The 23,490-nt window shown below is 73.3% G+C and carries 19 protein-coding genes and 1 pseudogene; 7 read left to right on the forward strand and 13 right to left on the reverse strand.

The genetic code is table 11. The features are described 5' to 3' along the window. Positions 1 to 17 precede the first annotated feature (17 nt). The 4 genes and pseudogenes from OG624_RS04590 to OG624_RS04605 form a co-directional block, all read right to left on the reverse strand. The gene (locus tag OG624_RS04590) at positions 18 to 2,321 is read right to left on the reverse strand and encodes an oxidoreductase (protein ID WP_371639111.1); all 2,304 of its coding nucleotides are present in this window, start codon (positions 2,319 to 2,321) and stop codon (positions 18 to 20) included. After that, entirely contained in the window at positions 2,303 to 2,812 is a 510-nt protein-coding gene (locus tag OG624_RS04595) for an acyl-CoA thioesterase (protein WP_167745518.1), read from the reverse strand. Before OG624_RS04595 ends, OG624_RS04590 begins: the two co-directional genes overlap by 19 nt. Before the next feature lie 36 nt (positions 2,813 to 2,848). Beyond that, positions 2,849 to 4,459: pseudogene (locus OG624_RS04600) on the reverse strand (AMP-binding protein); the annotation flags it as partial. Between the two features lie 218 nt (positions 4,460 to 4,677). Further along, positions 4,678 to 5,121, reverse strand: a complete 444-nt coding sequence (locus OG624_RS04605) for an ATP-binding protein (protein WP_371639112.1) — start codon at positions 5,119 to 5,121, stop codon at positions 4,678 to 4,680. 252 nt (positions 5,122 to 5,373) lie between these two features. Here OG624_RS04605 and OG624_RS04610 point away from each other — a divergent pair, with 252 nt between their 5' ends. Continuing rightward, a complete protein-coding gene (locus tag OG624_RS04610) occupies positions 5,374 to 6,324 on the forward strand; it encodes an alpha/beta hydrolase (protein ID WP_051762114.1) in 951 nt (316 codons plus the stop codon). Positions 6,325 to 6,444: 120 nt separating this feature from the next. Continuing rightward, complete coding sequence (locus OG624_RS04615) at positions 6,445 to 7,206, forward strand: phosphatase PAP2 family protein (RefSeq protein WP_371639113.1); 762 nt, start codon at positions 6,445 to 6,447, stop codon at positions 7,204 to 7,206. A gap of 64 nt (positions 7,207 to 7,270) precedes the next feature. Here OG624_RS04615 and OG624_RS04620 read toward each other — a convergent pair whose 3' ends face one another. Continuing rightward, the gene (locus OG624_RS04620) at positions 7,271 to 8,041 is read right to left on the reverse strand and encodes a MerR family transcriptional regulator (protein ID WP_371639114.1); all 771 of its coding nucleotides are present in this window, start codon (positions 8,039 to 8,041) and stop codon (positions 7,271 to 7,273) included. Between the two features lie 184 nt (positions 8,042 to 8,225). On the opposite strand from OG624_RS04620, the gene OG624_RS04625 reads away from it, so the two are divergent. Beyond that, complete coding sequence (locus OG624_RS04625; protein ID WP_371639115.1) at positions 8,226 to 9,455, forward strand: serine hydrolase domain-containing protein; 1,230 nt, start codon at positions 8,226 to 8,228, stop codon at positions 9,453 to 9,455. A 39-nt stretch (positions 9,456 to 9,494) separates the two neighbouring features. Here the strand turns inward: OG624_RS04625 and OG624_RS04630 are convergent, their stop codons facing one another. The 3 genes from OG624_RS04630 to OG624_RS04640 all read right to left on the reverse strand — a co-directional run bounded on the left by OG624_RS04630 (position 9,495) and on the right by OG624_RS04640 (position 12,983). Next, on the reverse strand, positions 9,495 to 10,502 hold the full coding sequence (locus OG624_RS04630) for a LacI family DNA-binding transcriptional regulator (protein WP_161292318.1): 1,008 nt from the start codon (positions 10,500 to 10,502) through the stop codon (positions 9,495 to 9,497). Positions 10,503 to 10,559: 57 nt separating this feature from the next. Further along, on the reverse strand, positions 10,560 to 12,125 hold the full coding sequence (locus tag OG624_RS04635) for a carboxylesterase/lipase family protein (protein ID WP_371639116.1): 1,566 nt from the start codon (positions 12,123 to 12,125) through the stop codon (positions 10,560 to 10,562). A 114-nt stretch (positions 12,126 to 12,239) separates the two neighbouring features. After that, positions 12,240 to 12,983: a phosphatase PAP2 family protein gene (locus OG624_RS04640; protein WP_371639117.1), complete on the reverse strand. Its 744-nt coding sequence runs from the start codon at positions 12,981 to 12,983 to the stop codon at positions 12,240 to 12,242. Positions 12,984 to 13,632: 649 nt separating this feature from the next. Here OG624_RS04640 and OG624_RS04645 point away from each other — a divergent pair. The 3 genes from OG624_RS04645 (at position 13,633) to OG624_RS04655 (ending at position 17,679) form a co-directional block, all read left to right on the forward strand. Beyond that, the gene (locus tag OG624_RS04645; protein WP_371639118.1) at positions 13,633 to 14,886 is read left to right on the forward strand and encodes an MFS transporter; all 1,254 of its coding nucleotides are present in this window, start codon (positions 13,633 to 13,635) and stop codon (positions 14,884 to 14,886) included. 116 nt (positions 14,887 to 15,002) lie between these two features. Next, complete coding sequence (gene surE / locus OG624_RS04650) at positions 15,003 to 15,908, forward strand: 5'/3'-nucleotidase SurE (protein ID WP_161292322.1); 906 nt, start codon at positions 15,003 to 15,005, stop codon at positions 15,906 to 15,908. 130 nt (positions 15,909 to 16,038) lie between these two features. Further along, a complete protein-coding gene (locus OG624_RS04655; RefSeq protein ID WP_371639119.1) occupies positions 16,039 to 17,679 on the forward strand; it encodes a carboxylesterase/lipase family protein in 1,641 nt (546 codons plus the stop codon). Between the two features lie 99 nt (positions 17,680 to 17,778). On the opposite strand, the gene OG624_RS04660 is transcribed toward OG624_RS04655, so the two are convergent. The 3 genes from OG624_RS04660 to OG624_RS04670 form a co-directional block, all read right to left on the reverse strand. Further along, positions 17,779 to 19,218: an amidase gene (locus OG624_RS04660; protein ID WP_161289327.1), complete on the reverse strand. Its 1,440-nt coding sequence runs from the start codon at positions 19,216 to 19,218 to the stop codon at positions 17,779 to 17,781. Between the two features lie 127 nt (positions 19,219 to 19,345). Continuing rightward, a complete protein-coding gene (locus tag OG624_RS04665; protein ID WP_371639120.1) occupies positions 19,346 to 19,927 on the reverse strand; it encodes a hypothetical protein in 582 nt (193 codons plus the stop codon). Positions 19,928 to 20,033: 106 nt separating this feature from the next. After that, a complete protein-coding gene (locus OG624_RS04670) occupies positions 20,034 to 21,122 on the reverse strand; it encodes a DUF2330 domain-containing protein (protein ID WP_033214269.1) in 1,089 nt (362 codons plus the stop codon). Positions 21,123 to 21,208: 86 nt separating this feature from the next. Here OG624_RS04670 and OG624_RS04675 point away from each other — a divergent pair, with 86 nt between their 5' ends. After that, complete coding sequence (locus OG624_RS04675) at positions 21,209 to 21,718, forward strand: hypothetical protein (protein WP_033213797.1); 510 nt, start codon at positions 21,209 to 21,211, stop codon at positions 21,716 to 21,718. Here OG624_RS04675 and OG624_RS04680 read toward each other — a convergent pair. Together OG624_RS04680 and OG624_RS04685 are read right to left on the reverse strand one after the other, a co-directional pair. Beyond that, positions 21,676 to 22,386 (reverse strand): HAD family hydrolase, encoded by a 711-nt coding sequence (locus tag OG624_RS04680; protein WP_282916523.1) that lies wholly within the window; start codon positions 22,384 to 22,386, stop codon positions 21,676 to 21,678. The genes OG624_RS04675 and OG624_RS04680 overlap by 43 nt on opposite strands. Further along, positions 22,383 to 23,486, reverse strand: coding sequence for an ABC transporter ATP-binding protein (locus tag OG624_RS04685; protein ID WP_033213799.1), 1,104 nt, complete (start codon positions 23,484 to 23,486; stop codon positions 22,383 to 22,385). Before OG624_RS04685 ends, OG624_RS04680 begins: the two co-directional genes overlap by 4 nt. Positions 23,487 to 23,490 lie beyond the last annotated feature (4 nt).

Below are 23,490 nucleotides of genomic sequence, written 5' to 3' on the forward strand. Positions count from 1 at the left end.
CGTGGGTACCTCCGGCTCTATCGGTGGGCGGGGACGGCCGCGCGGGGCAGCCAGCGGCGGTGGACGGATGCGGCGGGCCGGCGCAGGAGTTCCAGGCGCGGCGGGATCCGGTCGGTCCGCGCCGACGGGGGCCGCCCGCTGCCCGCCCGCCAGGCGCGCGCCCAGGGCGCGGCCGGGCCCTGGTAGCCCTGGGCGGCCGCGGCGTGCAGGGTCCACAGGGGGTCGTGGAGCTGGGCGCGGCCGACGCCGCACAGGTCGGCCCGGCCGGCCAGGATGATGGAGTTCACGTCGTCGTACGTGGAGATCGCGCCGACGGCGATGGTGGGCACCCCGGTGGCATTGCGGATGAGGTCCGCGTAGGGGGTCTGGTAGCTGCGGCCGTAGCGGGGCTTCTCGTGGGCGACGACCTCGCCGGTGGAGACGTCGATGGCGTCGGCACCCGCCTCGGCGAGCGCGCGGGCGATGGCGACGGCGTCGGCCTCGGTGGTGCCGCCCTCGGCCCAGTCGGCGGCGGAGATCCGAACGAGCAGCGCCTTGCCGGCCGGCCACACCTCCCGTACGGCCCGCAGCACTTCGAGCGGGAACCGCAATCTGCCGTCCAGATCGCCGCCGTACTCGTCGGTGCGGAGGTTGGTCAGCGGGGACAGGAAGCCCGAGAGCAGGTGCCCGTGCCCGTACTGGAGTTCCAGGGCGTCGAAGCCCGCCCGGTCGGCCCGCCGGGCCGCGGTCACGAAGTCCCGTACGAGGCCGTCCATGTCGGCCCGGTCGGCCTCGCGCGGCACCGGGCCGCGTTCGTCCCAGGCCAGGGCCGAGGCGGCGACCGGCTGTCCGCCGCCGTGGGTGGCCGCGCGGCGGCCGGCGTGGGTGAGCTGGACGCCGAGGCAGGTGTCGCTCTGGCCGTGGACGAAGTCGGTGAGGCGCCGCCAGGCCGCCTCCTGTTCCTCGTTCCACAGGCCGGGGCAGCCGGGGGTGGCCCGGCCGTCGGCACTGACGGCCGTCATGCCGGCGAGGACCAGCCCGGCGCCGCCGATGGCCTGGGTGCTGAGGTGGACGAGGTCGAAGTCGCCGGGGACCCCGTCGCGTGCGGTGTGCAGGGCGGTGGGCGGTACGACGACCCGGTTGCGCAGCAGCAGGCCGCCGAGCGGGAAGGGGCGGAACATCGGTGGCACGGCCGAGGAGCGGTTGACCGCGGTGGTGAAGCCCTCGTCGCGGACGCGCAGGTTGTCGTAGGTGACGCGGCGGCTGCGGGTGAGGAGGTTGAAGGCGAACTGGTCTGGGTCCTGGCCGGTGTAGTGGTCGATGTGCTCGAACCACTCCAGGCTGGCCTGGGCGGCGCGCTGGGTGGACTCCACCACGGGCCTGCGCTCGTCCTCGTAGGCGGCGAGGGCGGTGGGGACGTCCGGGTGCTCGTGCAGGCTGGCCGCGAGGACCAGGGCGTCCTCCATGGCGAGCTTGGTGCCGGAGCCGATGGAGAAGTGCGCGGTGTGGGCGGCGTCGCCGAGCAGGACGACGTTCTCGTGCCGCCAGGTCGTGTTGCGGACCGTGGTGAAGCGCAGCCACTTGGAGTTGTTGGGGATCAGGCGGTGGCCGTCGAGGTGGTCGGCGAGGAGTTCCTCGCAGCGCCGGATGCTGTCCTCGTCGCTGGTGCCGGGCGGATGGTCGCGGTCGGCGAACTGTGCGAAGCCGGCACGCCGCCAGGCGTCCTCGGTCATCTCCACGATGAAGGTGGAGCGGGTGGCGTCGTAGGGGTAGGCGTGCACCTGGAGGGTGCCGAAGTCCTGCTCGTCGACGATGAAGGTGAAGGCTTCGAAGACCTTGTCCGTGCCGAGCCACATGTAGCGGCCGGAGCGCTCGTCGAGGTCGGGGGCGAAGGTGTCGGCGTAGGCGGCCCGGGTGGCCGACCGGACGCCGTCGCACGCCACCACCAGGTCGTAGCCGGCGGCGAGTTCGGCCGCGGGCGGGGCCTGGGTTCGGTAGCGGACGTCCACGGCCAGGTCGGCGCAGCGCTGCTGGAGGATGCGCAGGAGGTGCTGTCGGCCGAGGGCCGCGAAGCCGTGGCCGCCCGAGGTGAGGGTGTTCCCCCGGTGCCGGACGTCGATGTCGGTCCAGCGGGCGAACTCGGCCGACATGGCCCGGTAGATCTCGTGGTCGGCCTGGGCGATGCCGTCGAGCGTCTCGTCGGAGAAGACGACGCCGAAGCCGAAGGTGTCGTCGGGGGCGTTGCGTTCCCAGACGGTGACCTCCCAGTGCGGGGAGAGCTGCTTGGTGAGGGCGGCGAAGTACAGTCCGCCGGGCCCTCCTCCTATGACTGCGACGCGCACGGCGTGCCTCCTGCTGATGGTGCGGTGGTGAGTAGTTCCGGTTGCTGCGGTCCGGCCGTGCCGAGAAGGTCCCGTACCTCGTCGGGCCAGGGGGTCGACCCGGTGGCGTGGGCGGCCGAGTGGGCGATGACCATGCGGCCGGTGGCCGCCTCGCCGCCCTGCGCGCCCCGTACGGTGAAGGCGTAGTGCAGGGAGGCCGTGCCGACCTCGGTGACCTTCAGTTCGGTGCGCACGGCGTCCCCGAACCAGAGGCGGGCCCGGTAGTCGGCCTCGAAGTGGACCCGGGGCGTGCTGCCGAACAGGTGCGAGAGGCCCAGGCGGTGGAGCAGGACGGCCTCGGCCGCCTCGACCCAGCGCACGACGGTGGAGTGGTGGTAGTGGCCGGCGGCGTCGGTGTCGGTCCACTCGACGCGGCGTTCGACGACGACGCGGGCGGGCTCGGCCGGTGCCGGGGCGGGCGGTGCCGGGGCGGCCGGTGTCGGGGCGGGCATCGGGCCCGGTGTGGGGGCGGCGTCGGTGCGGGCGCGTTCGCGCAGTTCACCACGCCGGAGCTTGCCGGTGCCGGTGCGTGGGAGCGCGCTGACGAACTCGACGGCGCGCGGGTACTTGTACGGGGCGATGGTCTCCTTGACGTGGGTCTGGAGCTCGCGGACGGTCGCCCCGTCGGCCGGGACACCGGCCGCCAGGACCACGTACGCCTTCACCAGCATGCCGCGCCGGGCGTCCGGGGCCCCGACCACCGCGCACTCCTCGACGTACGGGTGGGTGACGAGGGCCTTCTCGACCTCGGGGCCCGCGATGTTGTAGCCGGAGGAGACGATCATGTCGTCACTGCGGGCGACGTACCAGAAGTACCCCTCCGTGTCGCGGATGTAGGTGTCACCGGTGATGTTCCAGCCGTTCCTGACGTACGAGGCCTGGCGCGGGTCCTCCAGGTAGCGGCATCCGGTGGGACCGGTGACCGCGAGCAGTCCGGGCTGCCCGTCGGGGACGGGCTCACCGTTCTCGTCGACCACGGCCGCGCGGTAGCCCGGAACGGGCCGGCCGGTGGCACCGGGCCGGATGTCCTCGTCGGCCGCGGAGATGAAGACGTGCAGCATCTCGGTGGCGCCGATGCCGTCGATGATGCGCAGACCGGTGGCGGCGTGGAACTCGTGCCACACCGCGGCCGGGAGCGGCTCCCCGGCGGACACGCAGCGGCGCAGCCCGGCCAGCCGGTCCACCGCCCCGGCCTCCATGATCGCCCGGTAGGCCGTGGGCGCGGTGAACAGCACGGTCACGCCGTGCTCCGCGACCAGGTCGGCCAGTTGCAGCGGAGCCGCCTGCTCGATCAGCAGGGTCGCGGCCCCCACGTGCAGCGGGAAGACGACGAGTCCGCCGAGCCCGAAGGTGAAGGCGAGCGGTGGTGTGCCGGTGAACACGTCGTCCGGGCGGGGCTTGAGGACGTGCCGGGAGAACGTGTCGGCGTTCGCCAGGACGTCGCGGTGGAAGTGCAGGGTCGCCTTCGGGCGCCCGGTGGTGCCGGAGGTGAAGGCGATCAGTGCCACGTCGTCCGCGGCCGTGACCACGGTGGTGAACCGGCCGTCCTTGGCGGCGCAGCGCGCGGCCAGGTCGTCCGGTCCGGGACCTCCGTAGGTGAGGACGGGCAGGTCGGGCGGACCGGGGCGGTGGCCCGGGTCGAGCTCGTCGGCGTAGCGGTGGTCGCACAGGGCGAGGGAGGGCCGGCTGATCTCGGTGAGCTCGGCGAGTTCTCCGGCGCGCAGCAGCGGCATGGTGGTGACGGCGACCCCGCCGGCCTTCAGGACGCCGAACCAGGCGGCGACGAGCCAGGGGTTGTTGGGGCCGCGCAGCAGGACGCGGTTGCCCGGCCGGAGGCCGAAGTCCTCGGTGAGGACCTGGGCGACCTGATTGGCACGGTGCTGCAGTTCGCCGTAGGTCCAGCGCTCGGTCGGGGTGAGCAGACAGGGGCGGTCGGGGCCGTGCCGCTCGACGGCATCGTCGAGCAGGCGCCGGGCGCAGTTGAGGCGGTCCGGGTACTTCAACTCAGGGAGTTCGAAGTGGAGTTCGGGCCAGAGAGGGAAGGGCGGAAGCCGATCACGACAGAAGGAATCGGCGTACGCGGAAGGGGAGAGCTCCATGGGGCGGCACCTCGATCAGGGAGCAGCGGGGAGATGGGTGCACGGTATGTCGAATATTTGGCGTCCGTCAACATCTCGCGATATCGAGCGGAGCGGAGGAGCCCGCCGAGCACCTCCGGGCGCCCACCGGACAACCGTGCGGACATCTGTGCGGACAGCTGTGCGGGCACGCCTGTGGACTCCCTTGCGGGCACCCGTCCGAACGCCCGCGGCACGATTCAGGGGGCGGGGACGCGCACCCGCACCGACTTGCCGAACTCATGCGCCACGACGGTGAGTTCACCACCCAGTTCGGCCGTCATGAGCTGCACCATCAGCAGCCCGCGGCCGCTTTCGGACTCCGGGTCGACCTCCGCCCGGGGGGCGGGCAGCCGCGGCAGTCCGGCACCCTGGTCGGCGACCTCCAGCCGGAACCAGCCGCCGCCCGCCGCGACGACGACCCGCATCCGGCCGGCGCCACCGGCATGCCGGACGACGTTGCCGACGAGTTCACTGACGGCCAGCAGCAGAGCGTCCACGACCTCGCCGGGAACCCGCCAACCGTCGAGAGTGGCGCGCACACGGGTCCTGACCTGCGGAACGCTCGCGGCGTCGGGGGCGGCGACCCAGTGGACGTAGCTTCGGACCGCGGGAACCGCAGAGGTGTCGGCGATGGTGAGCATGACGTGCTCCCGGAGGGGGAAGGCGGCGCCGCCACTGCAGTAGCTCGTGTAACTGATCCGGAATCTGGATCGTTTCTGGGCTTGTGGTCAGCGGAAATGCGTCGCTAGAGTCCTTGATTACACGTGTAACACGCTACGCCTCCCCCGGTGACTCGCGCAAGCATTCCGGACAAACGACGCGAAGCCTGCGTCCGCCCCACCGGCCACATCGCCACCGCTCCACCGGGACAACGCCGAATTGGAAGGGCCGCAATGACACAATCTCCTCCCGCCGAGATCGACATGGCCGACATGACCTGGCCGCCCCCGCCGTACCGGTCCCCCGTACCGCCCGTGACGGGCCCGGACGGCGTCCGCCACTTCGACGGGATCACCTACGCGACCACGCCCGGCTACCGCCCCCGTCTGCTCGACGTGCAGGTGCCCGCCGGCGAAGGCCCGTTCCCGGCGGTCGTCTGGATCCACGGCGGCGGCTGGCTGGACGGCGACCGCCGCTACCCGCCGCCGACCGTCCCCGCCGACCTGCTGCACGGGGCGGTACTGGCGGCCGGCCTCGCCCTCGTCTCCATCGACTACCGGCACAGCCTCGAGGCGCCCTTCCCGGCCCAGCTGCACGACGTGAAGGCCGCGATCCGCTACGTCCGCGCGTTCGCCACGGACCTCGACATCGACCCGGACCGGATCGGTGTCTGGGGCGAGTCCGCGGGCGGTCACCTGGCCGCCCTCGCCGGGCTCGTCGGCCCCGACAGCCCGCAGGGCGCGGCGCTGGAGGGTACGCAGGGCGTCGGTTCCGGCGAGACCGGGGTCCGCGCGGTCGTGGACTGGTACGGCGTCTCCGATCTCGTCACCCTGGCCGACCACCCCCTGCCGGCCATGCCCGGTGCGGACTTCCCCGACCCCTACGAGGCCCTGCTCGGTGCCGGCGTCGCCGAGCGGCCCGACCTGGCGCGGGCCGCGAGCCCCGTGACGTACGCGGCCGGCTCGAACCCGCCGCCGTTCCTGCTGGTCCACGGGACCCACGACGGCCTGGTCCCGTACAGCCAGAGCGAGGCCCTCGCCGCGGCCCTGAAGAGCGCCGGGGGCGAGGTCACCCTGCAGCCCGTGGACGGCGCCGACCACATCTTCCTCGGCTCCCACGACATCCCCGCCATCGTCGCGGGGGGCGTGGCCTTCCTGGCCCTGCACCTCGGCGCGGGGGCCTGACGGCGCCGGTCCGACGCCCCCCGTTCCACCACGGGGGCGCGGCCCCGCCGGCCGCGCCCCCGTATTCCCCTCCACAGCGCACCCGGCCGCGGGCCCCCGCCGCGGTCACGAGAGGCAGCCATGTCCGGCAACCCGACCACCACCACCCCGCACGGCAGACCCGGCGGACCTCCCCGATCCGCCGGGAGCGGCCGACGCGCCGAGCCCGGGGCGCCGCGCCGCCGCGCCCTCCTCGTCGCGGGTCTCCTGCTCCTCGCCGGCGCCGTGCTGCCGGCTCTCGTCGTCCGCTCCGACGTGGCGGATCCGCCGTTCCAGGGGCTGGACGACCGCTGGCTGATCCTGATGGGCGGCCCGCACGAGGGGGCCTACCAGGCCGCCGCCACGATCCTGGACCTGATCGGCGGTCCGGTCGGCTCCTTGATACCGCTGTCCGTACTGCTCCTGCTGCTCGTCCGGAGGCGCTGGGTCTCGGCCGGCTTCCTGCTCGCCGCCACCCTCGGCGGCAACATGCTCGTCGTCCAGGGCCTCAAGCACCTGGTGGACCGGCCGCGCCCGGCCCATCCGCTGGTCCGCGTCGACCACGGCTCCTTCCCGTCGGGCCACGCGGCCACGGCGGCGCTCCTGGTCGTGCTCCTCGGGGTGCTCCTGGTCCCGGTCGCGCGGCGGCGGGCGTGGTGGATCGGGGGCGCCGTCTTCATCCTGGCCATGATGTGGAGCCGTACCTGGCTGCACGCGCACTGGCTCAGCGACACGGCGGCCGGGGCCGCGGCGGGCGCCGGGGTGGGCCTGGTGGCGTGGTGGCTGTTCGGCCCGGCCCTCGCCCGGGAACGTGCCCGCGCCCACGACCGCCGGGGGGCGGCCGCGGGCGCGGGTACCGCCTGAGCCGAGCGCACGCGGTCGGCCGGGGCTCGTATCGGGCGCCGGCCGACGAGTCCGCCGGGCGGCGTCATTGATACGGGACGTCGATGCCGGCGGCTCGCAGATTCGTTTCGATCAGGGCGTTCAGCCGGGCGACGGCCGGCGCCCGGTCCTCGCGGTGGTGGTTGACCGCTCCGTACCTGGCGGCGGTGTCGGACCGGCTCCGGGGCGGCATCGACAGGAGCGCCCGGTCGCCCAGTAGTTTGTGGGTCAGGAGGGACGCCAGCTCTTCGATCCGCGGGTCGTCGGGGTCCCAGGAGGCCGCTTCCACCGCGCGCTTGGTCAGCTCGACGTACCCGGGATCGTCGAGCGAATGTTCCAGTCGCGTCAGGAAGCCGTCGAAGATCTCCGGGATCAGGGCCCGGGCCAGTACCAGGGCTTCTCGTTGCGTGGCGACATAGTCGGGATCGAAGCCGAGATCGGTGAGTCGCTCCAGGACCGCGCAGGCCCGGTCGGGCAGCAGGAGACGGTCCCCGCCCGTGAGTCGGTGCAGCGTGTCACGTCGGGCGATCAGGTCCTCGATCCGTTCGGTGAGGCGGCGAGCGACGTCGTCCAGGGCTGCGGCGAACGGCTCGGGATCGGCCTCGAGCAGGTCACCGATCTCGGCCAGCGGGACTCCGGCCGTCGCCAGGGTCCGGACCTGGACCAGGCGGAGCAGGTCGGCCGATCGGTACCGCCGGTAGCCGGATCCGTCGCGTTCCGGCTCGGCGACCAGGCCGAGCCGGTGATAGTGACGCACGGTCTTGATCGTGACCTCGACGAACGCCGCCGCCTGACCGATCGTGAGCCCGCCTGTCATCGGGTCAGCACACCTTCCGGTCTTGGGAGTTACAGGTGATCACAGGGGCGAGGGTAGCTCGCAGCCCTTCCGGCCCGTCGGCCGGCGTGCGGGGCGGCCTTCGTCCACGACGGGTGTTGACCTTGACCTTGGGTCAAGGTGCACGGTCTGCGGAGACCCGGCACCGTGGACAAGGGGATTCATCATGGCGACAGGCAACAGCGGCTTCTCCGAAGCAGGGCTGCGCAGACTGCGGGACGTACTGGCACGACACGTCGAGTCCGGGAAGATCCCCGGCCTCGTCGCCCTCATCTCCCGGGGAGACGAGACGTACGTCGAAGCGGTGGGGACGATGCGCCACGACGGGGGGCCGCCGATGCGTCGGGACACGATCTTCCGGATGGCTTCCACGTCCAAGCCGGTGACGATGGCCGCGGCCATGATCCTGCTCGACGAGTGTCGGCTACGCATGGACGACCCGGTGGATCCCTGGTTGCCCGAACTCGCCGACCGTCGGGTGCTGAAGCGGCCCGACGGCCCGCTGGAGGACACCGTGCCGGCCCGGCGGCCCATCACCGTACGGGACCTGCTGACCTCCACGTTCGGGCTGGGGATGGATTTCGGGTCGATGGACTCCCCGATCAGGGCCGCGACCTTCGAGCGTCTCGACTACAGCGTGGCGTCCGGGCCGGCGCCCGCCCCGGACGAGTGGATGCGCCGCCTCGGGGAACTGCCGCTCTCGCACCAACCCGGCGAACGATGGCAGTACGACCTCAGCAACGAGGTGGTCGGTGTGCTGGTCGCCAGGGTCACGGGCAAGCCGTTGGAGGCGTTCCTGCGCGAGCGCGTCCTCGATCCGTTGGGCATGAAGGACACCGCCTTCCACGTCTCCGCCGACAGGATCGACCGGCTGCCGCCTCTGTACGGGCCCGATCCGCAGACCGGACGGTTCGTCGTGTGGGACGAGGCGGCCGGTGGAAGGGCGAGCCGGCCGCCGGTGTTCCAGGGCGCCGGCGGCGGGCTGGTCTCCACCGTCGACGACTACCACGCCTACTTCCGGATGCTGCTGAACCGGGGGACGCACGGCAGCGAACGGATCCTGTCCCGGCCTGCGGTCGAGCTGATGACCACCAACCGCCTCACGCCCGGACAACAGGCCGCCCGGGACGACATGTACGGCAAGATCGCCCATATGGCCGTGGGACAGGGCCTGCACGGCGGCTGGGGTTTCGGCATGGCCGTACGCACCCATCGCGGCGGGTACGCGCCCGTCGGTCAGTTCGGCTGGGACGGCGGCACGGGCACCACGGCCTACGCCGACCCGGACAACCGGCTCACCGGGGTCCTGCTCACCCAGGTCGGGATGTCCACCCCGGATTCACCACGGCTCGTCCACGACTTCTGGACCATGGTCTACCAGGCCGTCCAGCACTGACAGAGCCACGTGCGGGCCAGGGGACAGCAGGTCCGGCGGTCAGGAGGTCTGGCGGTGGACCAGGACCGGCGTCACCGACGGCACGGGCGCCGCCGTGCCCGTCTCGATCAGCTCGTGCACCGCGTCCGCGATCCGCGCGGCCGACGGCAGGTCCAGCCGGACCGTGGTCAGCGCGGGCTGCTGGAGCTCGGCGAGGACCAGGTCGTCACAGCCGACCAGGGCGACCTCGTCGGGCACGCTGATGCCCTCGGCCTGGAGCGCGTGCAGCAGCAGGGCGGCGTACTCGTCGTTGTAGGTGAAGGCGGCGTCCAGTTCGAGGCCGCGCCAGCGCCGGGCGAGGGCGGTCGCGGACTCCCGGGTGTAGGACAGTTCGACCGGGGTGACCGTGGCCATGTGGCGGGCCGCGACCGACTCGGCTCCCGCCAGGCGCGGCTCGGCCAGCGTGCCGAGGCCGCGTTCCTGGGGCATGACCACGCCGATCCGGGACCGGCCGCGCGCGATGAGGTGCTCGGCCGCGGTGGCTCCGATCCGGGTGTGGTCGAAGCCGATGGTGTGCACCCCCTCCACGGGGTGGGACGCGAAGGCCAGCATGCCGCGCACCCCGGCCCGGGCCAGCACCTCGGCCGCCTGGGGGGTGAAGCGGTCGCCGTCCAGGGCGATGACGGCCGCGGGGCGCAGTTCGGCCCAGGCCCGGGCGGCGTCGAGGGGGTCGGTGAAGCGGCCCGCGTGCAGGACGGCCGTGTAGCCGAAGCGGTCGAGCTCGCTGTGCAGATCGTCGACCCAGTCGCTGACGAGGCGGCCGATCGCGGAGATCGACGCGGGCATCAGGACGAGGTTGCTGCGGCCGGCGCGCAGCGACCGGGCGGCCGCGTGCGGTACGTAGCCGAGCTGCTTCGCCGCGTCGAGCACCCGGGCACGGGTACCGGCGCTCACCCGGTGGCCCTGGGTGTCGTTGAGGACGAAGGAGACCGTGGCGCGCGAGACCCCGGCGAGGCGGGCCACGTCGGCGCTGGTGATGGATGCGGGGACGTGAGTGTCTCTGGTCATGACGCCCCTCGACGCTCCTTCTGTTCGGGTGACTCCTTCCTTCTCAGGTTACACGAGTTAAATCAAGGGGGCCGGGGTGTGCAGGAGCCGGGAGGCTCCCGCGAGGTCGTCGAGGGCGGTGACGACCGAGTCGAAGCGCATCGTGGTGCGGGTGCCCGTGTCGTACGGGCGCCAGCGCGGCAGGTCCGGGTGGTTGGGGTCGCCGGTGCGGACGAAGGCGATCCAGGCCCGGTGCATGGCGTACGCGAGGCCGTCACGGACGGCGGGGGCGAGGCCGGCCAGGAAGGGCGCGTGCGACCACTGGTCGAAGTTGTCGAAGACGAAGGGCAGTTCGAGGCAGTGCGCGGCGCCGAGACGGCCCTCGTACGCGGGGGTGGGGAGGTCGAACTGGTAGGCCCAGACGGGGCTCCCCGCCTCGGCCCGGGCCTCGGCCAGCCGTAGGGCGGGCACCCGGAACAGCTCGTCCGTGATGAGGTCCATCAGGACGTCGGCGGGACGGGCGCCGGGCCGGGCCCGCTCGTACGCGGCGTACACGCCCTCCGCGGCCTCGCTCCCGAAGGTCTCCGCGATCCGGTCGACCACCTGCTCGCGCGTGGCGGCGGCGTACCCCTCGTCCAGGGCGAAGCCGAAGTTGGCCTCCTCCCGGGTCCAGCCGATCATGACGTCGATACCGGCCGCGGCCCCGCCCAGCAGGGCCTGCGCGGGGTGCCCGGTGAGGGTCACCTCGTCGATCACGGGCAGGAACGGCGTCGGCCAGTAGCCCCACCGCACGGTCTGCGCGAACAGTCCGCCACCGGCCGCGATCAGCTCCGGCCAGGGCGCCGTACGCAGCTCCGCCAGGTCCTTGGCGCCGGCCAGCTCCAGGTAGGCGGCGGTCCGCTCCAGGTACGCGGCCGGGCCGGGGAGGTCCAGGCCGAAGGGCGGGCTCTGCAGGATCACCCGCCGGATCAGGCCCTCGGTCCGCGGATGGCCGGCGAGGGCGGCGGTGGACACCGCGCCGCCGGACTGCCCGGCGACCGTGACGCAGTCCGGGTCCCCGCCGAAGGCGGCGATGTTCTCCTTCACCCAGCGCAGGGCGGCCAGCTGGTCGGTGAGCCAGAAGTTGCCGCCCTCGCCACCGTCGCCGCCGTCGTCACCGACCCCGTCGCCGTTCTCACCGGGATAGAGGTAACCCAGCGGTCCGATGCGGTAGTTGATGCTCACGACGACCAGATCGCCGTCGCGGGCGAAGGTTCGGCCGGAGTAGCCGGGCAGCGAGCCGGACCCGGAGACGAAGCCGCCTCCGTGGATCCAGACCAGCACCGGGCGGCGGGCGTCGTCGGCGGCGGGCGTCCACACGTTGAGGGTCAGACAGTCCTCGTCGAAGGGGGGCGACCCGTGCCCGCCGAGCACGGGGTCACCGCCCTCCATGTACATCTGCGGCGCGCTCGGACCGTCCGTGGTGGCGTCCCGGGTGCCGCTCCAGCCGGCGTGCGGCCGGGCGGGGCGCCAGCGCAGGTCACCGACCGGCGGGGCGGCGTAGGGAACGGCGCGGAAGACCGTGACCCCGCCGTCGATCGCGCCGCGCAGGCGGCCTGCGGGCAGGTCCACCACCGTGCGGTCCTGGGTCGGGGGGTTGGGCATGAGCCGTTCCTTCCTCACTGCCGCGCGCCGGATGCGCGCCACCCGATCGAGAATATGGCGGAAATTTGTCGAACGTCAACGCCGCTCAATAATTGACGTTCCGGGGAGCGCCTCTCAGAGCCACAGGCTGTTCGAGGCCATCCGCTCCGACTCCGTCTCCAGCAGCGGAGCGAAGGCCCGCCACAGGACGAGGCAGGTGCCGACGCCGACGAGGGCGCCGGCGACGGTGTCGCTGAGCCACTGGGCGTGCAGCCAGGTCCGGCTGCCCATCATGACGAGGACGTACGAGGCTCCGAACGCCCACCACCAGCGTCGCGCACGGGGCGGGAACACCACCACCGCAACGCAGACCACCAGCGTCACCGCGCTGAACACCTGCCCGGACGGGTACGAGCCGTCGTTGACCAGCACCAGCGGGTGCGGCGGCCGCGGCCGATCGGCCAGCTGCTTGAGGGGCAGGAGCACGACGAGGTTGGCGACGACGGTGGTGGTGAGGACGAACAGCCCCGAGCGCCAGCGCCCGTAAACGCACAGGCAGCCGATCACCAGCAGCGGCAGGACCATCCCGAGCGGGCCGCCGAGCCGGTCGAGGACGGTGGTGAAGCCGCCGAGGCCCTCGCCGTCGGGGGACGCCGCGCCGGCGGAGTCGTTCACGGAGGCCGCCCAGCTGTCGTCGAGCCCCTGGAAGAAGGGCCGCCGGTCCAGCCGGACCAGCAGCCCGGCCAGCAGCGCCAGGACCAGGAGGGCGATCCCGAGACCGAGCGCGTGACGCGGCGGGGGCGCCGGAAGGTGATGCCGGGGCGGCGGTTCCGGCAGGGACGGCCGGGACGGCGGCACGAAGGAGGGCGAGGGGAACATGGCGGGCCTTTCACGGTCGTCTCCCCAGGCGGTGGGGGCACGCGGAGAGCAGGCACGGGACGGTGGAACGCGAGGAAGGGCGCTGGGGAACGCCTCGGTGAAGGTCATCGGGACACGAGCTCGGGCTGCGACATCAGGGGTACGACATCGCGGTGCCACGCCGAGGTACGACATCGAGGTACGACATCGGGGTGCCACGTCGGGGTGCGACCGGAAGCCACGGCGACGCGGCGACACGGCGCACGACACCCGATGGCGCCGAGGGCGGTCCGACGACCCGTCGGCGACAGGATCGTCGCGGTGCGGCACGGAGTATGGCCGACGCGTCACGACCGCCACAAGGGCAAGTGGATTTCTCGTCACATCCGCCGCGCCCGCCGGCCTGGCAGTGATGGTTACACGAGTGCTCCAACCAACTGCCCCGACGGTCACGATCTGCACAACGACGCGCCCTGAGGCCTGGCGGAGGCCGGAAATGGGTGCTACACAGTGTCCACCGCACTTGGTGACACGTGTAACAACATCACGTTACGAACGGCGTCCGCCACCGCAGTTCCCGGCGACGACGCCGTCCGGCGCCCGCTCATGGGCCGCCCCCCTCTTTCTCCCTCGCACGCCACCTCCCCGCTCCGTCCCCCGAGGAGTCGTCATGGCCACGCCCGAAGTCGTCGAACCGTCCGTACCCCCGACCGGGGAGCCCGCCCCCCGGCGTGGTCTCCTGCCCCTCCTACTGGTCGCCAACTCGGCGATGATGGCGCTCTACATGGGCGTCGGCTCCGTCCTGCTGCCCACCCAGGTCGCCGCGATCGCCCCCGACGACAAGGTCGCCGTCCTCGGCCTGATCGGCGGGGTCAGCGCGGTCTTCGCCACCGCCTTCAACCCCATCGCCGGCGCCCTCTCCGACCGCAGCGGGCGCCGCAACCCGTGGATCGTGGGCGGTGGTCTGGCCTCGCTCGCCCTGCTCGCCCTCCTCGGCAACGTGGGCACGGCGCTGCTCGTCGGCATCGTCTGGTGCCTGATCCAGGCGACCATGAACGTCTTCCAGGCGGCGGTCACCGCGATCGTGCCCGACCGGATCCCCGCGGCCCGCCGGGGCACCGCGTCCGCACTCGTCGGTCTCGGTCTGCCCATCGGCGGGACCGTCGGCGTGCTCATCGCCTCCCGGACCGCCGACCAGTTGCGCACCGGCTACCTGATCCTCGGCGCGATCGTCGCCGGATCCGCCCTGCTGCTCAGCCTCTTCTGCCGGGACGTCGCGCGCACCGAACCCGCCATCGAGGCGCCCGCCAGACCCAAGGGCGCACAACTGGCCGCCTTCCTCTCGGCCCTGGCCAACCACGACTTCCGCTGGGCCTTCATCGGCCGTGCCCTGATGGTCCTCGGCTACTTCTCCGTCGTCGGCTACCAGCTGTACATCCTCGGCGACCACATCACATTGCCCGAGGGACTGACCCCGCCGGCCGCGATGGCCGTCCTCACCCCGGTGTCGATGGTCGCGATGGCGGTGTCCACGGTGGTGGGCGGCCTGCTGTCCGACCGCTGGAACCGCCGCAAGGTGTTCGTCGGTGTGTCGGCGGCGCTCGCCGGGCTCGTCATGGTGGTCCCGGTCATCAGTCCGACCTGGACCGGCATGCTCGTCTTCAGCGCGCTCAACGGACTCGCCTTCGGCTGCTTCATGGCCGTCGACACCGCGCTCGTCACGCTGGTCCTCCCGCGGGCCGAGGACGCCGCCCGCGACATGGGCGTCCTCAACATCGCGAACGCCGGGCCGCAGATCATCGCCCCGTTCGTCGCCTCGGCCGTCGTCACCGGCCTGGGCGGCTACACCCCGCTCTTCCTCGTCGGCGGAGCCCTCTCGCTGGTCGGCGCGCTCGCCATCCTCCCGATCCGCAGCGTGCGCTGACCCCCTCCCCCGGGCCCGCCCGTCCGCAGCTCCGGCGGGCGCACGCCGAGGGTCGTGCGCCCGCCGGTTCCCACCCCTGCTCACCCTCGATCACCTCCCCTACCAAGGAGCAACCTGTGAGACGCAAGCGAGTTCTGCCGCTGGCCGCGCTGCTGCTGTGCACGCCGGCGCTGGCCGGTACGGCACCGGCGGTCGCCGCGCCGCGGACCGCGCCCGCCGGCCCGTTGCGGATCCTGCTCACGAACGACGACGGCTACAACGCCCCCGGCATCCGCAAGGCCTTCGAGCGACTGACCGCCGCCGGGCACGACGTCACGATCGTCGCCCCGCTCACCAACCAGAGCGGCACCGGTACGAAGATGCTGAGCGGCCCGTCGATCACGGTGAAGCACCCCGAGCCGAAGGTCTGGGCGGTCGACGGCACCCCCGGCGACTCCGTCGCCTTCGGGCTGGCCGAGGTGTTCGCGGGCGACGCCCCCGACCTGGTCGTCTCCGGTACCAACTTCGGCCCGAACGTCGCAGGTCTGGCCACCCACTCCGGTACGGTCGGCGGCGCCGTCGCCGCGCTGGAGCACGGTGTACCGGCCATCGCGTTGAGCACCGGCGGCGTCGCCGCGCCCGACCCGGTCACCACGGTCAACGCGATGGGGCCGACGCTCGACTTCGCGGTCAAGCTGATCGACCGACTGCGGACGCGGGCCCGGTCCGGGGCGCTGCTGCCCCAAGGCGTCGGTCTGAACGTCAACCACCCGGTGGTCGGGGCGGACGGCAAGGGAACGGCCGCCGGTGTGGCCGCGACCTTCCAGGACCCGCAGACCCTGCTCGAACCGGACTTCACCGACGCGGGCGACGGCACCTGGAAGGTGACCGTGAAGGTGGACCTGCGGCCCGCGGCCAAGGGCGGTGACATCGAGGCCGTGACCGCGAACCGGATCGCCGTGAGTCCCATGAGTCCGAACTGGAACACCGGGCCGGTCGACCAGGCCGTGACCGCCGCGCTGATCGCCGGGCTCCGCCCCTGACAGACCCCGGCCGGGGCGGAGCGCGCACCCCGCTCCGCCCCGGCCGGACCTCACCCGGCCCCACCCCGGGGCGACCTCGGGGCGACCTCGGCACGCATCGGCACGCATCGGCAACACTTCAGGAGGACGGATGAAGAGGCTCCGGAAACGGCTGCCCCCGGCAAGGTCCCTGCTCGGTACCGCACTTGCCCTGGTGGCACTGCTCGCCGCCGTACCACCCGCGACCGCGTCATCGTCACCGTCACCGTCGCCGTCGCCGTCGCCGTCCGGCGGGTCCTCGCGCCCGGTGGTCACCGTCGCGCAGGGCGCCCTGCGCGGCCAGTCGCGCGACGGCGCGCAGGAGTTCCTGGGCGTTCCCTACGCCGCTCCCCCGGTCGGGGACGCCCGGCTTCGGGCCCCGGCGCCCCCGCCCCGGTGGACCGGCGTACGGGAGGCCACCCGGCAGTCCCCCGCGTGCCTGCAGTTCTCGCCCTTCGGCCTGAGCGATCCGGCGGCGGCCGACGAGGACTGTCTGTACCTGGACGTCTACCGGCCCCGGACCGCCCGTCCCGGGTCCCGGCTCCCGGTGATCGTCTGGATGCACGGGGGTGCGTACAGCCAGGGAACGGGTACCCAGTTCGGCGGGCGGACCATGGCCGACCTCACCGGGAGCGTGGTCGTCAGCATCAACTACCGCCTGGGGCAGCTCGGTTATCTCCAGTTGCCCGAGCTCGGCCGGGAGAACGCCCTGCGTTCCGGGTCCTTCGGGCTGATGGACCAGCTCGCGGCGCTGCGCTGGACCCGGGCGAACATCGGCGCGTTCGGCGGGAATCCGGGCAGCGTCACCATCTCCGGGCAGTCCGCGGGCAGTGGTTCGGTCTGCGCGCTGCTGGCCGCCCCGTCGGCCGCCGGCCTGTTCCACCGGGCCGTACTGCAGAGCGGTCCGTGCACCCTGCTGGGGACGCCGGACCGGGTGGAAGCCGAGGCGCAGGCGCGGTCCTTCGCCGCGGCGGCGGGGTGCGTCGCGTCCGCCGAGATGGCGGCCTGTCTGCGCGCCGCGTCCGGTCCGGCGTTGGTCGAGGCGGCCCGTGCGCTGCCCACGCGGGGGCCGGCCGCCGGTGACGGGCTGCTGCCGGTCGCTCCCGCGCAGGCCATCGGGAGCGGCGCGTGGAACAAGGTGCCGGTGCTGATCGGGAGCACCCGCTCCGAGGCCCGGTTCTTCGTCGCCCTGACCCAGCCGTACCTGACCGCCGAGCAGTACACGGCGCAGATCCTGAGCGCTCACGGGGCGGCGGCGCCCGAGGTGCTCGCGCGCTACCCGGTCGCGACGTACGGCTCGCCGTATCTGGCGCTGTCGGCGGTCATGACGGACTCGACCTTCGCGTGCCATACGGCGTGGACGGCGCAGCTGTTCGCGGCCCAGGTGCCGACGTACGTCTACGAGTTCGACGACCCGCGGTCGCCGACGCTCGCGGGGGCGCAGGTGCCGGGGCTGGACGAGTCGAACGCGCACAGCGCGGAGTTGGCCTATCTGCACGACTTCACGATGGGCGAGCGCCCGCTGAACCCGGTGCAGGTCGCGCTCGGGAACCGGATGAAGCGGTACTGGGCGGCGTTCGCCCGCTTCGGTGCCCCGGTGGTGGCGGGCCAGGCCCCGTGGCCGCCGACCGGCGTCGGGGCCGGGGCCGGCGTGGTGCTCACCCTCGATCCGGCGGCGACGCGGACGACGACCTCGTTCGGGGCGGAGCACCAGTGCGCGTTCTGGCGGACGCAGCCGCCCCGGCCGCTCTGAGGTTTCTACGCGTCCCCGACCGGACGGCCCTGCTCCGCCGTCCCTTCCCCGGGTCGTAGCAAGGGAGAAGGGACGGCGGGGACGGCCGAGGGGCATCCGTCAGGCGGCCGGCGGCCGTGGGCGTCGCGACGCCCACGGTCGGACCTCCTCCAGCTGCGCCGCGACCCGAAGCAGGGTCACCTCGTCGTCCCGGCGGCCCACCAGTTGCACGGCGAGCGGCAGACCGTCCTCGCCGAGGCCCGCCGGGACGGAGGCGGCCGGGTGCCCCGTGACGTTCCACAGTGCGGTGTAGGCGACCATCGGGCGCGAGCGCGCCAGCGCCGTCAGCAGCCCGGCACCGTCCAGGGCGCCGACCGGACGCGGGCGCTCGGCGACGACCGGGGTCAGCAGCAGGTCCATGGTGGTGAACATGCGGTCGGCGCGCTCCGCCAGCCGCTCGCCTGCCCGGATCCCGCGTTCCACGGCGGATTCGGGGACCAGCCGGGCGAGCGCGAGGGTGCGCCGGGTACGTCGTTCCAGCAGGTCGGGACGTTCGACGGCGTCGGCCTCCGCGCGGACTCCGCCGCAGAACTGCGCGGCGAACGGGGCCGTCGCGTCGGGGTAGCGGGGGTCGACCTCCCGTACGTCGTGACCCAGTTCGCGCAGCGCCCGTACGGACTCCAGGACGGCCCCGACGTGTTCCGGATGCGGGCGCACCCCGGGCACGGCGGGCTTGACCGAGTAGCCGATGCGCAGTCGGCCGGGCGGGGTCTCCAGGGCCCGCACCCAGCTGGTGGTCGCGGGGCGGGCGCTCCAGCGGTCGGTGGGGGTGGTGCCGGCGAGGACGTCGTAGAGCAGTGCGGCATCGCCCACGGTGCGGGTCAGCGGCCCCACGGTGCCCAGCGCGTACCAGAGGTGCGCGTGGGGGGCGGTGGAGACCCGGCCGCGCTGGGGCTTGAGGCCGAACAGGCCGCAGCAGGCGGCCGGGATGCGGATGGATCCGCCGCCGTCGCCGCCGAGGGCCGCTCCGATCAGTCCGGCGGCGACGGCTGCGGCGCTGCCGCCGCTGGAGCCGCCGGGGGTGCGGGTGGTGTCCCAGGGGTTGCGGGTGTGGCCGTGGGCGGCGGATTCGGTGAAGGGCCACTGGCCGAACTCGGGCATGGTCGTCTTGCCGATGACGACGGCTCCGGCGGCGCGCAGGCGGCGTACCGCTTCGGAATCGGCGGCGACGGGGGTGCGGTTGGCGGAGCCGCCGAAGGTGGTGACCTGGCCCGCGACGTCCAGCTCGTCCTTGACGGCGACGGGGACGCCGTGGAGCGGACCGGTCGGCGCCGTGGCGTCACGGGCATCGGCCTCGGCGAGGGCCTGCTCGGCGAGGACGACGCGGAAGGCTCCGAGGACGGGGTCGGTCCGCCCGATGCGGCGCAGCGCGGCTTCGACGAGGGCGCGTGAGGTGGTCTTGCCGGTGCGGACCAGCTCGGCCTGGTGCGCGACCCCCTGGAACATCAACTCGGCGTCTTCCGCGTCCTGTTCGCGCCGTCGTGCGTCGTCCTCCGCCATGGAAACCACCCTTTTCCCCTTACCTGTCGGTAACTCCGGTGCAAGGCTGGTGTCCCGGCGCCCGCGCGTCAACCCCGGCAGGGATGTCGTCGGCGAACCGACGGATCAGGCGTGCCGGGAGGCGCCCCTACAGGGCGTAGCCGTCGGGGATCTTCCCGCAGGGCGCGTAGACACGGAAGACGAGCGTCCCGGTGTGCTTGTACCAGGCCACATGGACCTGGTCGCCGGTGTCCCGGTTCTCGAACCGGAAGCCCGTGGTGGAGAGGTTCTGGCCGATGGGCTTCCAGCCCTGCCGCGACAGCCGGGAGCGGAGGCGCTCCTGAGCGGCCCGGGCGGTGTCCTCCGGGAGGCCGGTCGTCTCCTGTTCGAGGCTGAAGGTCCGGACGTCCGGGCGGCTCTCGTCGATGTGGGCGAGGGAACGCAGTCCCCGGTAGTAGCAGGCGCCCGTCTCCATCTGGTGGGGCAGCGAGCGGGGCCCGCCGGGCAGGGCCAGATCGTTCTCGACGCGCTCGGCCTCCGAGCCGAGTCGTGTGGCGACGACATGGGGATCGACCTCGGGGTACGGTGCGCCGTTCCACAGGCGGTACGCGCCCCAGCAGGTGGCCAGGAGGAGTGCGGCGACGCCGAGTACCAGTGCCGCGTACACGGGGCGAGGACGCGGGCGCGGACGCGACGGCGCCGCCGGCGCGGAGGGCTGTACGGAAGTCATGGTCCGGACCGTACGGGGTGGGGCGGTGGGGAACATCGGGGCGGGTACTCACCTCGGCGTGAGTACCCGCCCGGTCCGACGGACACCTGGCGGGACCCCGTGCGGGTCAGGCCGCCGCCCCGGCGGGGTGCGGTCGGCGGTCGCGGCTCCGGAGCACCACGACGGCCGTGGCGGTCGCCGCCACCGCGACGATCCCCAGCGTCAGCAGCCAGACCGGGACCCCGCCCACCGTGAGCAGCTCGTCGTGGTGGATCACCCGGCGGTACGGGGTGTCCTGGGCGGTGGCGCGCAGTTCGTGGTCGGCGTCGATCCGCCCCGGTACCGGGAAGCGCTGGTCGATGGCGGTGAGGAAGACGGGTTCGGCACCCGCGAGTTCGGCGAGCGGCCCGCGCTCGGGGTGGATGGTCCCCGCGAAGGTCACCTCGGGTGCGGACCCGCCGATCGGGGAGGCGGGCTCCATGCGGTGGTCGGCGAGGACGTACAGGCCGAGGGACTGCGGGGTCTTCGCCATCCGGGAGAGCCTCATCGGGTAGACGAGGCGGTCGCTGTCGAAGCGGATCCGCAGCGGGTCCAGGTCGCCGCGCAGCGGCTTGCCCTGTTCCCGGGGGGCGAGCCGGACGGCCACGTACTCCCAGTTCTGCTCCACGTAGGGCTCGACCTCGGTGGCGAGGCGGTCGGGGAGTTCGAAGCCGTTGCTCTCCAGCCAGTTCTTCAGGGCGTCCGGGTCGGTGGCGGTGAGCCGGGCGACGTCGAAGTCACCGAGCTGTTCACGGCCGACGACACCGACGGGCGGGGCCGCGCCGCCGGGCATCGGGGCTCCGGCGCTGTCCCCCGTGTTCGAGGAGAAGGGCCAGTCCCGTTCGCGCGGCCAGAAGTAGGTGCGGGTCCTGTGCTCGGGCAGGGTGAGCCGGCGCAGTTCGTCGAACATCGCGCCGTCGCCGAGCTCGACCGTGGCCCGGCTCGGTACCGGCATGATCCAGGCGGCTCGGTGGGCGTCCCCGCCGACGGAGAACCGCATGACGATCTGCTCCGTACGGCCGTCCCAGCGCACGACGGAGGTCTCCCGGTCGACTCCGATCCGGGACTGCCCGTCGGGGATCATGGCCCCGCACCCGCACGCGTAGGCCGGGTTGACCAGTGCGCCCAGCTGGGTCACGAGCAGGGCGAACAGCAGTGCCACAATTCTTCGTTTCATCCACACGGGGTCTGTGACGAAGGCCCCTGCGATCCGGTTCCGACCCCCCTCGCCGACCACTTCGACCTGGCCTCATACTGTGCCCCATGACGGGGAGCGAGAAGCAGCAGCAGGCTCTGCTGCGCCGGTCCGCGGTGCTGCGCAGCCCGCTGGTTCCGGATGCCGTGGTGTTGGAGATCGCACGGCACGACTGGGAGTCCATCGAGTGCGGCTGCGGCCGCTCGGCGGGCCATCTGGTGGACGCCGTGCGGGATGCCGCCGAGGGGCATCCGTCCGCGTTCCACGCGCTGGAGGGGCATGTCTTCTTCGCGGAGCACCTGAAGCCGCCCGCCCCGGCGGTGTGCGGTGTCCTGATGGCCGCGTGGGCCGCGCACCCGCCGCGGCAGGCGACCCGCGAGGCGTTGTTGTGGACCCTGCTCGCCCTGCTGTGCACGGTGGACGACGGCGGTACCCACGAGGCGGGACTGCACGGGCAGTGTGCCGCCTTCATCCGTACGGGTGTGGACGGTTTCCGCCGTGAGGTCGCCACCGCCCCGGGGTCCGGGGCGGCCGCCTACGCGGAGGGCATCTTGGACATCCTCGGCCTGCCGGCCTGAGTCGGCGGTAGGCCGGCGGCCGTCAGGCAGCTCCGCAGCCGGGCCACGCCGACGTCCTCCAGGGATGCGGCGAAGGTCCGCGGCGGTGACGTGGGAACGGCCAGCAGGGACGGGACCACCAGGACCGCGCAGCCGGCGGCCTCGGCGGAAGCGGCGCCGTCCGGTGAGTCCTCGACCGCCACACAGGCGCCCGGGGCGAGGCCGAGGCGCCCGGCGGCCGCCCGGTAGGGGTCCGGGTGGGGCTTCGTTCGGGCGGTGTCGTCGGCGGACAGGGTGAAGGCGAAGGGGACATGGGCCAGGGAGCCCCCGACCACCGAGTCGACGACGACCCGCGGTGACGCGCTGACCAGGGCGAAGGGCACGCCCTCCGCCTCCAGTGCGGTCAGCAGACGCTGGGCGCCGGGCCGCATCGGCGCCCCGGCCTCCACCTCGCGGAAGAAGCTCTCGGTGAGCGCCGCCGCCACCTCGGCCGGGTCTCCCCCGCCCGAGACCCGTACGAGGTGGGCGGCGGTGTCCTCCACCGCCCGGCCGACGACCTCCGGCGCGTCCGCGTCGGTGAGGCGATGACCGAGACCGCCGGCGATCTCCTCGGTGGTACGCCACCACAGCACCTCGGTGTCGACGAGGGTGCCGTCCATGTCGAACAGGACCGCGGCGAGGGCGCTCACGCGGGCCCTGCCACGACGAGCACCGGCCGCTCGGCCAGTCCGACGGTGGCGCGGGCGCCCGGCACCAGGGCTCCGGCGTCCCGCGAGGGCAGGTCCGCCTTGACGCTCACCCCGTCCGGCAGCTCCAGGTGGAGCCGGGTCACGGAGCCGAAGAAGGAGGCGGAGGCCACGGTGGCCGTGCCCTCGGGGTCGGCGGTGACGGTGACGTTCTCGGGGCGGACGAGGACCTGTACCCCCGGCGTCGTGGGGATCGGGCCGTCGACGGGCAGGCGCGCTCCGGCCACCTCGACGAGGCCGGACCCGGCGAGCCGTCCGGGCAGCCGGTTCATGGTGCCGACGAACTCGGCGACGAAGGGGGTGGCCGGGCGGTCGTACAGCTCGGCCGGGGCGGCGCACTGTTCCAGCTTCCCGGCGTTCAGGACGGCGACCCGGTCGGCCATCGACAGGGCCTCCTCCTGGTCGTGGGTGACGAAGACGGTGGTGATGCCGAGGGAGAGCTGGAGGCGGCGGATCTCCTCGCGCAGGTTCGCCCGTACCTTGGCGTCGAGCGCGGAGAGCGGCTCGTCGAGGAGGAGGACGCGCGGGCGCAGGGCGAGGGCGCGGGCGAGGGCGACGCGCTGCTGCTGGCCGCCGGACATCTGGTGCGGGTAGCGGTCGCCGTGGTCGGGCAGGCCCACGAGGTCGAGGAGTTCGGCGGCGCGCTCGCGGCGCTCGGCCGCGGCGACCTTGCGTACCCGCAGGCCGAAGGCCACGTTGTCGCGGGCGCTCAGGTTCGGGAAGAGGCTGTACGACTGGAAGACCATCCCGGCGTCGCGGCGGTTGGCCGGGACCCGGGTGATGTCCTGTCCGTCGACGAGGACCTCGCCGGAGTCGGGCTGTTCGAAGCCGGCGACGACGCGCAGGGCGGTGGTCTTCCCGCAGCCGGACGGGCCGAGCAGGGCGAGGAGCTCACCGGGTTCGACGGTGAGGTCGAGCCCGTCGAGGGCGACGGTGGATCCGAACGCCCGGCGCAGGCCCCGGAATTCGACGCGCGCGCCCGCGGGCCGGTCGGCGTCCGCCGGCTTCCTGGCCGCGGGCAGGGTGGTGGGCGTGGTGGGCATGGGC

Origin of the sequence: Streptomyces virginiae (assembly GCF_041432505.1) — a bacterium.
GTDB classification, from domain to species: Bacteria; Actinomycetota; Actinomycetes; order Streptomycetales; family Streptomycetaceae; genus Streptomyces; species Streptomyces virginiae_A.

What these genes read in the sequence shown, in the direction of transcription:
- OG624_RS04670 (WP_033214269.1), bottom strand. Translation starts at nt 21,122, where the DNA reads ATGAAACGAAGAATTGTGGCACTGCTGTTCGCCCTGCTCGTGACCCAG.
- OG624_RS04630 (WP_161292318.1), bottom strand. Translation starts at nt 10,502, where the DNA reads ATGACCAGAGACACTCACGTCCCCGCATCCATCACCAGCGCCGACGTG.
- OG624_RS04615 (WP_371639113.1), top strand. Translation starts at nt 6,445, where the DNA reads ATGTCCGGCAACCCGACCACCACCACCCCGCACGGCAGACCCGGCGGA.
- OG624_RS04595 (WP_167745518.1), bottom strand. Translation starts at nt 2,812, where the DNA reads ATGCCCGCCCCGACACCGGCCGCCCCGGCACCGCCCGCCCCGGCACCG.
- OG624_RS04635 (WP_371639116.1), bottom strand. Translation starts at nt 12,125, where the DNA reads ATGCCCAACCCCCCGACCCAGGACCGCACGGTGGTGGACCTGCCCGCA.
- OG624_RS04665 (WP_371639120.1), bottom strand. Translation starts at nt 19,927, where the DNA reads ATGACTTCCGTACAGCCCTCCGCGCCGGCGGCGCCGTCGCGTCCGCGC.
- OG624_RS04620 (WP_371639114.1), bottom strand. Translation starts at nt 8,041, where the DNA reads ATGACAGGCGGGCTCACGATCGGTCAGGCGGCGGCGTTCGTCGAGGTC.
- OG624_RS04605 (WP_371639112.1), bottom strand. Translation starts at nt 5,121, where the DNA reads ATGCTCACCATCGCCGACACCTCTGCGGTTCCCGCGGTCCGAAGCTAC.
- OG624_RS04645 (WP_371639118.1), top strand. Translation starts at nt 13,633, where the DNA reads ATGGCCACGCCCGAAGTCGTCGAACCGTCCGTACCCCCGACCGGGGAG.
- OG624_RS04640 (WP_371639117.1), bottom strand. Translation starts at nt 12,983, where the DNA reads ATGTTCCCCTCGCCCTCCTTCGTGCCGCCGTCCCGGCCGTCCCTGCCG.
- OG624_RS04675 (WP_033213797.1), top strand. Translation starts at nt 21,209, where the DNA reads ATGACGGGGAGCGAGAAGCAGCAGCAGGCTCTGCTGCGCCGGTCCGCG.
- OG624_RS04625 (WP_371639115.1), top strand. Translation starts at nt 8,226, where the DNA reads ATGGCGACAGGCAACAGCGGCTTCTCCGAAGCAGGGCTGCGCAGACTG.
- OG624_RS04610 (WP_051762114.1), top strand. Translation starts at nt 5,374, where the DNA reads ATGACACAATCTCCTCCCGCCGAGATCGACATGGCCGACATGACCTGG.
- OG624_RS04655 (WP_371639119.1), top strand. Translation starts at nt 16,039, where the DNA reads ATGAAGAGGCTCCGGAAACGGCTGCCCCCGGCAAGGTCCCTGCTCGGT.
- OG624_RS04660 (WP_161289327.1), bottom strand. Translation starts at nt 19,218, where the DNA reads ATGGCGGAGGACGACGCACGACGGCGCGAACAGGACGCGGAAGACGCC.
- OG624_RS04685 (WP_033213799.1), bottom strand. Translation starts at nt 23,486, where the DNA reads ATGCCCACCACGCCCACCACCCTGCCCGCGGCCAGGAAGCCGGCGGAC.